Here is a 13,278-nt window from a genome sequence, read left to right on the forward strand (position 1 = left end):
AAAGAGGATGCTTTGCTAGTACGCAACCCGCCGCAGGCAGGATGCCGACAGGCAAAATTAGGAATTAGCCGTACTCAACAAGAATTTTGACCTCTGAATTCCGTATTCTCTGAAGGAATCCAAACAGGGGTTCCGAAGGTTTACCTACGGGTGTGGCGGGCGCTTCTGCCTGCTCCTACCCTTTTATCGTTTCGTTTTCCCTTTCTATATGACGCACGCCGACCGCCTGGCTGCTTTCGTGGCCCTGGGCCAGCGCCTCACTGAACTACCTACCCCCGCCCACGCCGATGAACTGGCCGGCCTAGCTGCCCGGGCCCGCAACCAGAACAACTGGTTTGATTTGCCCAACGTCACGTCGGCCATTCGGGGCATCGCGCATCTGCTCGCAGAAGAGCCTCTGCGCCAATGGTCGGCCCGCTACCCCCAAGAGCCCACCCAACCTCGCAAGATTGGGGTGGTCATGGCCGGCAATATTCCGCTGGTGGGTTTCCACGATGCCTTGTGCGTGCTGCTCTCCGGTCATATTCTGCTGGCTAAGCTCAGCTCCGATGATACCGTGCTGATGACCTGGGTGCTGGAGGAGCTGACGCGCCTGGAACCGCGCTTTACAGAGCAGATTCAGCTGGTACCGCGCCTGAATGCCGCCGACGCCTTTATTGCCACCGGCTCCGACAATACGGCCCGCTACTTCGAGTATTATTTCGGTAAGAAGCCCAACATCATCCGGCGCAACCGCACCAGCCTGGCCGTACTCACGGGCCGCGAAACCGACCACGACCTGGGCCTGCTGGGCGAGGATATTTTCCGCTACTATGGCCTGGGCTGCCGCAACGTGAGCAAGCTCTACGTGCCCGAAGGCTACGATTTCACTCCCTTGCTCGATTCCCTACAGCCCTGGCACCGCGTGCTGGAGCACAACCGCTACCAGAACAACTACGATTATAACAAGAGCATCATGCTGGTGAACCGCGTGCCTCACCTCGACTCCGGTTTCCTGCTGCTCACCCAAAGTACCCAGCTGGTGTCGCCCATTTCGGTGCTGCACTACGAAACGTATAGCAATGAGGTAGACTTGGTGGTGCGCCTAGCCGATGTGGCAGCTCAAACCCAGTGCCTTGTCTCGGCGGGTGGGCTGTTTGCCGGTAGCTTTCCGTTTGGCCGGGCCCAGCAGCCGGGGGTAGGTGATTACGCTGACGGCGTGGATACCATGGCCTTTTTAGCAGAATTGGCGTAAAAAAGCAGAGCAGGTGTTGAAGCCCGCTACCTGCCGGGTGCCGCTCATGCGTTCTTCACGCGCGTTTCGGCACCTTAGTTGCCATCACCTGTTCATCGTTGAACGTTCTATTCTGTACTACCATGATTCCTGAACTGAAGACCACCGACCCGACCATAGAAACCATTGAAAAAGAAGTTATTCCTAACCTGCGCTTCTCCACGGAAGATGTTCTGACGGAAAAAGCCGAAATCCAGCGCCGCCGCCACGACGCCGAACGCGCCGCCACGCTAGGCAACGCTTACCACGGCAAACTCGACATCTATTTCCAGACTGCTGACGGCAGCGTGAAGCGCGTATATACCACCGTGTGGGCTACCCACGAGGAGTACCTGACGCTTAAATCCGGCATCTCCCTACCCCTGCGCGCCGTCCTAAGCTTCGACTTCTACTAATCCCTTTTATGTCATGGCGAGGAGGCACGACGAAGCAATCCTTCCTGACCAACGTGCTCCCCTTTGAAATGTGAGAAGCCCTTACCGTCCGTGCTGGCAGTAAGGGCTTCTCACTTCAGTAGGTTTGTCACATAGAGAGGACAGATTGCTTCGTCGTGCCTCCTCGCAATGACTACATGTCTATATTCTCTCCAGGGTGGTGGCAATCAGGTGGTTTACTACCTGTTCGGAGTTGGTAGCGAATTCGCCGGTAGCACGGTTGGCCACAATGGCGTTCAGCGAGACTACCTCGTGACCCAGCATGCGGCCTAATGAATAGTAGCCAGCCGTTTCCATCTCAAAGTTGGTAAGGCGGAACTCGCCCTCAGCGCTGTGGTAGCGGAATTGCTGGAATTGCTCAATCAGGTTCGTAAGGCGCAGGTCCAGGCGCAGCACGCGGCCCTGGGGGCCGTAGAAGCCAGGGCAGGTGAGCGTGTTGCCGGTGACCATGCCCGCGCCCAGTTGCTCGCGCAGCAAATCGGAACCGCGCACGCAGTACGGGCGGTAATCAAGCTGCAGGCTTTGTTGCACACCGCGCGCTACCTCTACCTCCAGGCCCGTTTCCACCAGGGGGTAGAACTGCATCAGCGAGTCCAGGCCAACGGCGTGTTCCGACACTAGCAGGGAGCCCACCGGAATATCGGCCTGCAGAGAGCCGCTGGTACCTACCCGCACGATGCGCAGGTTGATCCGCTCCTCCAAGGGGCGTGGCTCGCGCGTCACGAAGTCGATGTTTACCAGCGCATCCAGCTCATTCATCAGGATGTCGATGTTATCAGTACCCATGCCCGTGCTGATAACGGTGAGGCGCTTACCGCGGTAGTAGCCCACATGCGTCACAAACTCGCGCTTGTGAATGATGGTTTCGATGGAATCGAAGTGCTGACTAACCGTGGGTACGCGCTCCGGGTCGCCGACCGTGATGATGGTTTCGGAAATATGGTCGGGTAGCAGGTTCAGGTGGTAGATGCTGCCATCCTTGTTGAGGATCAGCTCCGATTCGGCGATGGGCATAAGAGGGGGATTTTTAGAAAAGGAAGGTGCAATGGTACGGCAAAAACCGCAGTTTGGGTTCGTATGACGTTAATCCAGCTACCTCAAAAACAAGCTGTCATCCGGAGCCTACGCAAAGGACCTCTACGAAAAGTAACCTTGATTACTCTCGGTAGAGGTCCTTTGCGTAGGCTCAGGATGATAAAACGGAAGCCTTTGCCTACCGCACTGGGGCGCGGTACGACAGTAGGCCCTGCTCGGGGCTGTAATTGTTGCTGTTCTTGGGGTAGGCGCCGGTTCCGTCGTAAGGGCGCTTATCGGGGTGCTCCTGGCAGGTGGTGGAGCAGGCACCATCGAGCTGCTGGCCGCAGGTTTCGCAGAGTGGAATGTGGGCGTTGCAGTGCGGGTTAGCGCAGTTCACCATCCGGTCGGAGGGCGTATGGCAATGGTGGCAATGGCTGATGATGCTGGGGTTCACGCTGTTCACGTCCACGGCCACGCGGCCATCGAATACGTAGCACTTGCCCTCAAAATCTTCGCCCCCGGCTTCCAGACCGTACTTAATAATGCCGCCGTGCAGCTGGTACACGTTCTCGAAGCCCTGCTCCAGCAGGAAAGCCGAGGCCTTTTCGCACTTGATGCCACCGGTGCAGTAGGTCAGGATTTTCTTGTCCTTGAACTGCTCCAGCTCCTGCACCTTCTCCGGGAACTCGCGGAAATTCTCGATGTCGAGGGTAATGGCATTTTTAAAGCGGCCCAGGTTGTGCTCATAGTCGGATCGCACATCCAGCACCACTACATCTTCCTGGTCCTTTAGGTCGCGGAACTCCGTGGGCGAGAGGTGAATACCGGTACGCTCGTAGGGCTTGATGTGAGGTAGGCCCACGTGCACAATTTCCGGTTTCACGCGCACGTGCAGCTTCTGGAAAGTATGCGCCGGAGCTTCTTCCACTTTGAATTCCAGGGTAGTAAAGCGCGGATCGGCTTTCACGATGCGCATGTACTCCTCACAGTCGGCCCGCCGACCGGAAACCGTGCCGTTTAGCCCTTCCGAAGCCACAATAATGCGGCCCAGCAGGTTTAGGCTCAGGCATAGGCGGTGATGCTCCTCCCGAAACTGCTCGGGGTTCTCGATAGGCGTGTAGCAGTAATACAGCAGAACGAGGTAGTCCATTCTTCTAGTAGAAGTGAGATGTAAGAGCTCAGAACTGAGAGAATACAGCAGAAATTCTTCGTTCTAAGCTCTATCTTCTAAGTTCTCAAATTACACTTTTTGAGCTGGGTTGCCGAACACCGTCTGGCCGGCCGGAACGTCGGCTACGACCACCGAGCCAGCGCCCACGCGAGCTTTAGCCCCAATTTTCACCCCGGCCACTACTACCGCCCCGGCCCCAATGAAGGCCAGCTCCCCTACCGTTACTTCGGCGTTCAGGATGGCCCCGGCGCCCAGTTGGGAGTAGTCGCCCATTTCGGCTTTCACGTCCACCACAGCATTAGCCCCCAGGATGCAGCCGTCGCCGAGCTTGGCCGTGCCCGCTACCACGGCGTTGGCCCCGATGAGGTTACCATGCCCCAACCACGCGCTCGGCGAAACGCTGGCCCGCTGGTGAATGGCGTTGACGGGGGCTACCTCGTACTCGTCGCGCAACATGCTGGTGAGGCTGCGGCGGCTGGCCGTGTCTTCGGTTGCCACAAACACTTCGCATTTTTTGCCGATCAGCTTCAGCAGCTCCTTGTCGTCGGTGTTGCCCATCACAGGCACGTCGTTGAGTTCGGTGTTCTGCAGGGTAGCATTGTCGTCGAGCAGGCAGTACACTACTACATCGTTGCTTTGAAAGGCATCGAGGGCGGCGGTGCCTACCGCTTGCGCACCCAGGATGATAACGGGGTTTTCCATAGTATCGAAAACGGCCGCGGGGCGGCCGGTGAAAACAGGTTTTGGGAGGACAAAGATACAGGTTCTGCCGGGTAGGCCACGCCGCCGGGCTGTAGCACTCCTCAACAACCCTAGGGCCGCTTTTGCTCCCGATGCTGAACAGGTCTGTTTTTCAGAGATTGAAGCGACGTAGTATGGCCGCAGGGTACGGAGCTTGCAGCACCAGCACTAGCAGAAAAGGCAGGAACGTAACCCGATACCGGTTCAGCGTGCCCAGGTTGGGGGTTGTCAGCCCCAGCAGCGCGGCCAGAATAAGGCAGTAAAGAAGCAAGGCAAACACCAAAGCAAAGGGCATATGGCCCAGCTGGCCGCGCAACACACTCCACACCGCTACCCCCAGCAGCAGCAGCAACCCCAGGTTCTCGAGACCCGCCAGCACGTACAGCACCGAGCCTCCCTCCCACGGCCAGGGCCGGGCCAGGGTATTGAACACTGCTTGGGGCGAGTTCAGCACCACGCTTTCAGTAGTCGGTTTCAGGGTTGGGTACTCCAGGTGGGGCCGGCCCTGGGAGGTTTTGAGCAGATCGGAGTAGTTGCGTTGCAGCTGGGAGGTAAACTTGTTGGCCCGAAAAACCGGGCTGACTTCACTGGCGGCCCACGCGCCTCCCGCCAGCAGCGCCACTATCAGCAGGGCCTGAACAACGCGGCTTCGGGCCCCGCCTAGCTGCTGTACCACCCGCACCAAGCCCAGGCCGGTCAAGCAGCCAAACAGAATCACGGCAAAGAAATAGCGCATCTTAAAATGCAGAACCACAGCGGCGGCAAGCCCTACTACCAGCCAGCCCCGGCGGCCAGCATCGGCGTAAGCCAGCCGGATAACCAGCGCCAGCACCAAGGCTCCACTGCCCACCAAAAGGCTTTCCTTGGTGAGTCCGGAAGTCCAGTACACTACCGTTGGCCAGAGCAGGAACCCCGTCAGGGCGCTACTGGGCACGGCATGGGGCCACTGCAGCCACATTTGCCGTACCAGCTCCCAACTGCAGACAAAGCAGAATACGGATAGGTAGCACCCATTCAACAAGGCATTGCCCAAGCTAGCCAGGTTCACAACCGATAAAAGCTTGACAAGAAACAGCGTATTGGAGAAGCCATGGAACACCAGGTGCCAGCCCCCCCAGTGAAACTCATCGGTTGGCAGCATCCGCAGCCACGCACCGGGAGCGTGCCAGAGCTGGTCGGTCAGGCGGCCCGACCAGACCTGGAAGTACGCCGCGTCTTCACTCAGCACTGCTATCGAGATGCCCGTGGCTATCAGTTTCAGCCCCAGGGTAGGCACTACCCACTTTCCTACTGTTGGCAGTTGGCGGACCCGGGGCAGCCACCGGACCACGCCCCACACCAGGACGGCATTAAGAACCAGGGCAGGAAGAAGGCGGAGCAGCAACGACAGATAGGTTAGCAGAAAAGCGCAGGCAGGACCCGGCCCTACCCTAACGCTTGCGCAAGATACTACCCCCAATGGCACACTGCACGCACCGACGCGGCGAGCAGTAGCTGCGGTGCAACGCCAGCAACCCTTGCGAATCGGCGGCGGAGGCATTGCGGAAGCCGGCGGCTTCGTAGGCATCCAGCACATGGTTTTGCTCGGCGGGCAGCTGATCAAGTAATGTAACGGCGGTTTCTACCAGCTCCTGGTTGCCCACGTAGCGGGCGTAGGCGACCCGCAACGGTACCACCAGGTTGGTAACCAGCAGATGTATGCTGCTACGTCCTGGGGCGGCTACCTTCCCAACTTTGCCAGGGCGGTAATGAGTTTGCCAGTAGGCGGGCAGAGGGGCGGTAAAGAACTCCTCTAAAGCCTTGATAGTGGCCGCGCTCAGCAACGCATCAAAAAGTACCGGGCGCGCGTGCAATAAGCCCGTGAGCTGGGCTAAGCGTACCGTCGGGAAGTTGGCGGGCCGCATGCGCAGGAAGTTCCAGTCGTGCGCAGCCAGGGCGGTGCCCCCGAGGTTGTACTTGTGCCGCAGAAAAGCAAACTCCTGCCGTAACTCTTCTACATAGGCATCTGCTACCCCAGCTTCTTCCAGAAAGCCCGCTTGCCCAAACAGCAGAGCACTCACTTGGTGGGCGTCGTGGCGGTGCCGACGCACGACGGATAGCGGCAGGGCCTTGGCTAGACGGGCCATAGGTTCGGCATTTTTCTGAAACCCGAAGGCTATGGCCAGGGCATGCCAGGTAGTCGCCTCCCAGTCCTGGCCATTCTGCTGATGCAACGCCGTAAGCAGGTCTGCTTTCTGCTCTACCCGCTCCAGCAAAGTGCGGCCCATCATCATAGTGCGCGTCAGCTCCGACACGTGGCTTTGCAGCGGGGCGCAGGGTAGGGTAGCTTCGGGAGGCTGCTCCCGAAGGCGCTCATAAGTAGCCAACAGGTGGTCGGCAATGCGGCTGCTCAGGGCCAGATGTGGTATGGCCGAACCGTTGGTGCGGGCCACGTTTTGGTCGGCGGAATACACCACGTGCAGAATTACCTGGTCGTACTTAGGGTCCGTTTGGTGCTGATGCCGAAGCCAGTCGGAAGCCCGAATGTGTATTTCCACGGCTCCGTTCCACTCTACCTCTCCTACCTGCACCCGAGCGTTCAGAAAATCCGGTCCGGCATCGGGGTTGCGCTGGCCGGGCCGCAGCACGATAATGGGCTGTCCGTCTTCGGTGGTTAGATTCGTTTTATCGAAATACTGGTGCTGCCAAACGTAGTGGAGAAAATCTTCCTGCATAAAGAATATAGCATAAGTATCAGACGGGTAAGATATAGATTGTTCTCTTTACTCACGCACCAAAACAAACCGGCCCGCCTCTGTCTGCGACAGAAGCGGGCCGGTCAACTTGGCAGAGCCCAGACTAGCGCAGGTCAATAACCTTTACGCCTTTGTACTTGCTCTTATCGAAATTGAAAGTGGTAGCGTCTACCGGTACATTGGGCTGGAACTTGCTGATTTTGTAGGTGTAGCGGTTGCCGTTCTTCTTGAACATCTGCCAGCTTTTCACCGCTTTATCATTGCGGCCTACTTTCAGACGCACCTTGTACACGGGGTTATTGCGGTCTTCCGGCGAGAGTTCAATTACGTCTACTACCTCCCCGTTTTCTTTGGCTTCCTGCACGTAGGCATATTTATAGCCCTTCTTATAGAGGGTGTAGATCTGGGAAGGCGAAATCTCTTGATCCTCAGGCTCATAATCCGAGATATTCACCTCATTTTCAGCCTTCATGTACGTCCACATGGTCTGGCCATTGTTAATGACCTCTTGGCCGCTCATTTTCAGCCGAAACTTCTGGCCGCTCACGGTGATGTCGCCAGAAAGGTTTTCCTTCACCTTGGCAGCATCATTTTCCAGCGTCTGCGTGAACGTGGCCTTGAACGCCTTCATGGCCTGATACTTGGCGCTCATCTGGTCCAGAATCTTGCCGGCTTTGGGGTCCTGCTGGGCCGTGGCGACGGAGGTCAGCGACACGGAAAGGGCGAGCAGGGCGAAATACTTCTTCATTGCAAAAGGAGGTGGTGTTTGGAGCGCTTAACAGCTCAAGCGTAAGAGCGTAGAACGTAAATAAGGTTTAAACGCAAGGCGAAAAACAATAGAACAAATTCTACGCACGAAGTTTTATTATCTCTATTCTACTTGGGCAGGCTATTCAACAACTGTTCCAAACTATACTCATCTGGAATCAGTACTTCCCTAGCCTTGCTACCCTCAAACGGTCCGACGATGCCTGCGTGTTCCAATTGGTCGATTAATCGGCCGGCGCGGTTGTAGCCTAGCTTGAGCTTGCGCTGGATAAGGGAGGTGCTTCCCTGCTGGTGCAGCACAATTACGCGGGCGGCTTCCTCGAACATAGAATCCCGGTCGGTGGGGTCGAAGTCGTCAACATCACCGTTACCGCTGCCGGCCTCGCCGGGTACTTCGGGTAGCTCGTAGGCATTGGGGTAGCCCTGCTGCTCACCCACGAAGTCGCAGAGGCGGTCTACCTCGGGCGTGTCAATGAAGGCGCACTGCACCCGGATGATGTCGGAGCCCTGGGAAATTAGCATGTCGCCCTGGCCAATGAGCTGGTCGGCGCCACCGGCATCGAGAATGGTGCGCGAGTCGATTTTGCTGGTCACCTTGAAGGAAATACGGCAGGGAAAGTTGGCTTTGATGATACCCGTAATAACGTTCACGGACGGACGCTGGGTAGCCACAATCAGGTGAATCCCGATGGCGCGGGCCAGCTGAGCCAGGCGGGCAATGGGAGTTTCTACCTCCTTGCCGGCCGTCATCATGAGGTCAGCCAGCTCATCAATCACCAGCACAATAAAGGGCATGTAGCGGTGGCCCTTTTTCGGGTTGAGGCGGCGCTCCACAAACTTACGGTTGTACTCCTTGAGGTTGCGGCAGCCAGCGTCCTTGAGCAGGTCGTAGCGCTTGTCCATCTCCATGCACAAGGAGTTGAGCGTGTTCACTACCTTCTTGGTATCAGTAATGATGGGCTCCTCCGACTCGGGCAACTTGGCCAGAAAGTGGCGCTCAATCTTGTTGAAGATGCTCAGTTCTACCTTCTTGGGGTCGACGAGCACAAACTTGAGCTGGGAAGGGTGACGCTTGTAGAGCAGCGAGGCCAGAATCACGTTCAGACCCACCGATTTACCCTGACCCGTAGCACCCGCCATCAGCAAGTGAGGCATTTTGGCCAGGTCCACCACAAATACCTCATTGGTAATGGTCCGCCCGAAAGCAATGGGCAAGTCCATTTCGGTGGCCACAAACTTGTCGGTATTGAACACTGAGCGGATGCTCACCATTTCCTTTTTGGTGTTCGGCACCTCAATACCAATGGTGCCCTTGCCCGGAATAGGGGCAATGATGCGGATGCCCAGGGCCGCGAGGCTCAGGGCAATGTCATCTTCGAGGCTCTTGATTTTGGAGATGCGCACCCCGGCGTCGGGCACGATTTCGTAGAGCGTAACTGTGGGCCCGATGGTGGCCTTAATGCTGGCGATGTTGATGCCGTAGTGCCCCAGGGTTTCCACAATGCGGTCCTTGTTGGCTTCCAGCTCTTCTTTGGTCACCTGGGCCTTGGCTACCCCATAGTCGTTGAGCAGCTCCAGGGTAGGGTACTGGTAGCGGGGCAGGTCGAGGGTCGGGTCGTACTCGCCGGTGGGCATGGCCTCTTCTTCCTCGTCCTCCTCGGCAATAACGGCCATATCGGCGCCGGCCGAAGGGTCGAGCTCGTGGGTAGAGGTAGTAGCATCCTCCACCTCAAACGACAAGCCTGCCGGTACACTGGAGGGAGTTACAGGAGCTATAGGCAGAGATGGAGCCGGCAGCGGCGACTCATCGGCTACCAAGTCGGCCAGGGAAAGCGGCGTCGGCACGCTGGAGACGGCTACCGGCGCTTTCGGTGCGGGCGTTGGTGCTACCTCGGGCTCGGGCATTTCGATGGAGAAGCTGGGGCCGCTGGCCGGGGCGGGGGTAGCCAAGGTAGCGGCTGCCCCGGTAAGGGCCGAGCCGGCAGAAGTGGCTACGCTCAGGGGCACACTAGCTGCTGCGGCCGCAAGCCCGCCCGCGCCTATCGTAGCGGTAGTGGCGGCCGTACTGGTGGCGGCAACAAAGGCAGGAGTAGGCGCTGCTACCGGACCGGTACGCTGGGGCTCTATTTCCAGCTCTTCGTCCTCCTCATCGGGCTCTACTGGTTCCGGGCGAGCAGCCAGCGGGCCTACCCGCTTGAGTGTGATGCCTAGGGAGTCATCTTTAGGCTCCTGGGGCTCCTCAAAGGGGCTGGGGCTGGCGGCATAGTTCCCACGGGTACTAGAGCTAACGGCCATTTGCGGCACTAGCTCTTCTTCTTCGTCCCCTTCATCCCCAGCACTACGGCGCAGGTTCAGGTTGAGGCTGGTAACGTTGAAGAAGAACACCACAAAGGAAATCAGCAGGAAAGCCAGCAGCAGCACCGTACCCCAGCCAATGAGGCTATCAAGCCAGAAGGCGGTTTCGTAGCCCACGCCACCACACAGAAAGTCGAGGCTGTGGGCCAGGGCCGGGTCTACATCGGGGCTTTGGATGGTGAGCACCACGTAGCCCAGCAACACGCTCAGCCACAGCATGGTAAACAGACATAGAGCCAGCACGTAGGTGAACGAGATGCCCGCCCGGCGGAACACAATCTTGTAGCCGATAAAAAAGACAATGGGAATGGCCGCAAAGGCTGCTACCCCAAAGCCATCCTGAATTAGAAACTGGGCCAGCATTGCGCCCACCAGCCCCAGCCAGTTGCCCGTTTCCTGCCCGGCGTCTTTTAGCGGCGTACGGTCGATGCTCTCCGTTACGCTCTGGTCCGCGTGGCCCGTGAACAGGAAGGAAATGAACGCAATGGTGAGGTAGATGGAACCTATGAGAAAGAAGAAGCCCAGAAATAGCTGAAAACGCCGGTCGCGCAGGAAGCCGAAGATGCCGGTCAGGTTGACGGCGGGCAGTTTCAGAGGCTTGCGCGGACTTTTCGGGGCAGCGGCAGATTTCGGAGCGCGGCCAGCCGGCTCGTTGCGGCGGCTTTCGCGCGCGGACTCGGGTTCACTGGGCCGGGGCTGGTTGCGGGCCGCGCGCGGCTCGGCCACCGGCCGGGGCTCGTTAGTGCGGCCAGGGGCCGCAGAGGAGGGTTGCTTGTAGGTATTTTTAGCCATTAGAGACACGCCAAAGACCAAATCTAGACAATTATGTGATGCGCTGATGGCCTAATTTGCTAAGGTGCTGATTAGGTGAGGTCGGGAAATAGTGCCATGCCGTGTTGCCCAAGTGCAGCCCGCACGGCAGACCCGGCTTTGCGGCAGCGGCCCGCGGCTCCACCTAGCGCACCTCGTACACCCACACCCGCCAGTAGGCGCCCGCCGCAGTATACGCTCCCGCTAGCCGCACCCCGCTCTGGGCCGGTTGGGCCAAGCGGGCCCCCGACAGCACGTAGCGCCCGCCCAGTCGGCGGAAGGCCGACGCATCAAAGGCCCAGTGCGCAACCTGCTTGTTGGCAAACGCCCCCACCCGGAAGTTCTTGCCCAACTCAGCCGAAAATAAGTAGCAGCGGTTACCCCAGGCGTCGAAATAGGTGCGTAGCACTGGGCTCTTGGCCAGCTCCCCCCGGATAAGCTCCCGGAACTGGTGCTTGTAGGCCAGCGGGTAGTTGTTCTGGTAGGCGTCGAGGGTGTAGAAGCCGTTGAGCGAGGCTACAGCCGGCGGAAGCCCCAGGCAGGCCACCCGGTAGGAGGCCGGCGGCTGACCGGTGCGCCGGGCTATGTCCCGCTGAATCCGGGCGAACAGGTCCGGGGCCACGTAGGCGGCGTACGTGGGCTCGGTGACGGGCAGCCGGCCCAGCAGGCGCCGTAGGTTGAGGGTCCATTCCGTGTTCATGCCCAGCCCAAGTAGCAGCTGTAGCCCAATCAGGCCGGCGGCCAGCGGTCCGCGCGGCAGATGGCGCAGGCCCAGCACCAGCACCCCAAACCAGGCCAGCGGCATCAGAAAGTGAAAGCGGGAGAAGTTAAACGCCCGTAGCGGCGGCATGGCTTGCTGCAAAACCCCACTCAACTGAGGATAAAAGCCGCACAACAGCGCCCCGGCCGCCAGCAGCCCCAGGCTGCCCGCCGCCACCCGCGCCAGACGCCAGCGGGCCGGGCCGGCAGGGGTATGCCACAGCGCCAGTAGAACAGCCAGCAGCGGCGCCGCCCGCAGAAACAGGCTGGCATGGTACTGGCCCAGCAGAAAGTAGCGCGCGGCTCCCGCCAGCCCTGCCCCTACCCCACCGGGGGCCAGCCGGGCGTAGTCGAACTCCAGCCGATGGGGCACAAACTGCCGCTCCAGTACAAGTGAGTACAGCAGCGGATACTCCACTACCCCGTAGCTCAGGGCCAGCACGGCCAGTCCGAGCCAGGGCCGCCACTTTAGCCGGCGGTGGTACCACGCATCGGCGGCCAGGACCAGACCCGCGGCAAGTAGTACAAACACCCCCGCCAGCACCAGGCTCGACCAGAATGCAAACGCCACCAGCGTCAGCCAGTCCGTCCACCGGCCGGAGCCCCGGTGCAGGTTCAGCAGAGCCAGCACTACCCACGGCTGCCCCAGCACCGATACCCCGTAGACCGTGTAGGTAGGCAGCACTGCCCAGGCCAAGGCCAGCGCCGCGCACCAGCCCGCCTGCGCGGGGCCGGGCAACGCATAGCGCCGCAGGAGCAGATACATTCCCAGCAAGCCGGCCAGCCGCACCAGCAGTTCGTGCGCGAGGTAGGCGCTCAGCGGACTGCCTAAGGCCATCAGCCCCACCAAGGGCTGTAGCCCCGGCCGCAGGGCGTTGCGCGGCACCCCATGCAGCAGCCGGGCCACGGTGGTAGTGGGGCGGTAATCCAGCGCTTTGCCTTCCTGCAGTAGCACGAAGGGCGGGACCAGCTCCGTATCCAGGTTGTCATCGATAAGCACGTAGATATTCCCTCCCTGCCCTACGTAGGCCAGACTGAGCAGCAACAAAATACCCACGGCCCACAGCAGCGCAGCAGGCAAAACAGACGAACGCCCCTCGGGAGCGGAAGGTACAACCATAGAGAACGGCGTTTCGGCCAGAACAAAAGTAAAATTTCCCTGTCGAGGTGTTATCCTACACTCAACCGCCCACGTTATATGAGGCGAATGCTATT

Annotated in this window: 10 protein-coding genes; 2 read left to right on the top strand and 8 right to left on the bottom strand. The window is 59.2% G+C overall.

Annotated elements, in window-relative coordinates; translation table 11 throughout:
* Positions 1-208 precede the first annotated feature (208 nt).
* Complete coding sequence (locus K3G63_RS05725) at positions 209-1,234, top strand: acyl-CoA reductase (RefSeq protein ID WP_220613104.1); 1,026 nt, start codon at positions 209-211, stop codon at positions 1,232-1,234.
* A gap of 122 nt (positions 1,235-1,356) precedes the next feature.
* A complete protein-coding gene (locus tag K3G63_RS05730) occupies positions 1,357-1,668 on the top strand; it encodes a hypothetical protein (protein ID WP_110977659.1) in 312 nt (103 codons plus the stop codon).
* A 180-nt stretch (positions 1,669-1,848) separates the two neighbouring features.
* Here the strand turns inward: K3G63_RS05730 and K3G63_RS05735 are convergent, their stop codons facing one another.
* The 8 genes from K3G63_RS05735 to K3G63_RS05770 all read right to left on the bottom strand — a co-directional run bounded on the left by K3G63_RS05735 (position 1,849) and on the right by K3G63_RS05770 (position 13,183).
* The gene (locus tag K3G63_RS05735; protein ID WP_220613105.1) at positions 1,849-2,721 is read right to left on the bottom strand and encodes a nucleoside phosphorylase; all 873 of its coding nucleotides are present in this window, start codon (positions 2,719-2,721) and stop codon (positions 1,849-1,851) included.
* A 199-nt stretch (positions 2,722-2,920) separates the two neighbouring features.
* A complete protein-coding gene (locus K3G63_RS05740; protein WP_220613106.1) occupies positions 2,921-3,874 on the bottom strand; it encodes a rhodanese-related sulfurtransferase in 954 nt (317 codons plus the stop codon).
* A gap of 90 nt (positions 3,875-3,964) precedes the next feature.
* A complete protein-coding gene (locus K3G63_RS05745) occupies positions 3,965-4,597 on the bottom strand; it encodes a NeuD/PglB/VioB family sugar acetyltransferase (RefSeq protein ID WP_220613107.1) in 633 nt (210 codons plus the stop codon).
* 151 nt (positions 4,598-4,748) lie between these two features.
* Positions 4,749-6,020: a hypothetical protein gene (locus K3G63_RS05750; RefSeq protein WP_220613108.1), complete on the bottom strand. Its 1,272-nt coding sequence runs from the start codon at positions 6,018-6,020 to the stop codon at positions 4,749-4,751.
* Positions 6,021-6,066: 46 nt separating this feature from the next.
* Entirely contained in the window at positions 6,067-7,350 is a 1,284-nt protein-coding gene (locus K3G63_RS05755; RefSeq protein WP_220613109.1) for a DUF2851 family protein, read from the bottom strand.
* 124 nt (positions 7,351-7,474) lie between these two features.
* Positions 7,475-8,119 carry an outer membrane lipoprotein carrier protein LolA gene (locus tag K3G63_RS05760; protein ID WP_220613110.1) on the bottom strand — a complete coding sequence of 215 codons (645 nt, stop codon included), beginning with the start codon at positions 8,117-8,119 and terminating at the stop codon, positions 7,475-7,477.
* 128 nt (positions 8,120-8,247) lie between these two features.
* On the bottom strand, positions 8,248-11,286 hold the full coding sequence (locus K3G63_RS05765; RefSeq protein ID WP_220613111.1) for a DNA translocase FtsK: 3,039 nt from the start codon (positions 11,284-11,286) through the stop codon (positions 8,248-8,250).
* Positions 11,287-11,449: 163 nt separating this feature from the next.
* On the bottom strand, positions 11,450-13,183 hold the full coding sequence (locus tag K3G63_RS05770; protein ID WP_220613112.1) for a DUF6044 family protein: 1,734 nt from the start codon (positions 13,181-13,183) through the stop codon (positions 11,450-11,452).
* Between the last annotated feature and the right edge of the window lie 95 nt (positions 13,184-13,278).

The organism is Hymenobacter sp. HSC-4F20 (assembly GCF_019599275.1).
Lineage (GTDB): Bacteria > Bacteroidota > Bacteroidia > Cytophagales > Hymenobacteraceae > Hymenobacter.

Coding starts and splice junctions, on each gene's coding strand:
- K3G63_RS05725 (WP_220613104.1), top strand. CDS start 209: ATGACGCACGCCGACCGCCTGGCTGCTTTCGTGGCCCTGGGCCAGCGC.
- K3G63_RS05730 (WP_110977659.1), top strand. CDS start 1,357: ATGATTCCTGAACTGAAGACCACCGACCCGACCATAGAAACCATTGAA.
- K3G63_RS05735 (WP_220613105.1), bottom strand. CDS start 2,721: ATGCCCATCGCCGAATCGGAGCTGATCCTCAACAAGGATGGCAGCATC.
- K3G63_RS05740 (WP_220613106.1), bottom strand. CDS start 3,874: ATGGACTACCTCGTTCTGCTGTATTACTGCTACACGCCTATCGAGAAC.
- K3G63_RS05745 (WP_220613107.1), bottom strand. CDS start 4,597: ATGGAAAACCCCGTTATCATCCTGGGTGCGCAAGCGGTAGGCACCGCC.
- K3G63_RS05755 (WP_220613109.1), bottom strand. CDS start 7,350: ATGCAGGAAGATTTTCTCCACTACGTTTGGCAGCACCAGTATTTCGAT.
- K3G63_RS05760 (WP_220613110.1), bottom strand. CDS start 8,119: ATGAAGAAGTATTTCGCCCTGCTCGCCCTTTCCGTGTCGCTGACCTCC.
- K3G63_RS05765 (WP_220613111.1), bottom strand. CDS start 11,286: ATGGCTAAAAATACCTACAAGCAACCCTCCTCTGCGGCCCCTGGCCGC.
- K3G63_RS05770 (WP_220613112.1), bottom strand. CDS start 13,183: ATGGTTGTACCTTCCGCTCCCGAGGGGCGTTCGTCTGTTTTGCCTGCT.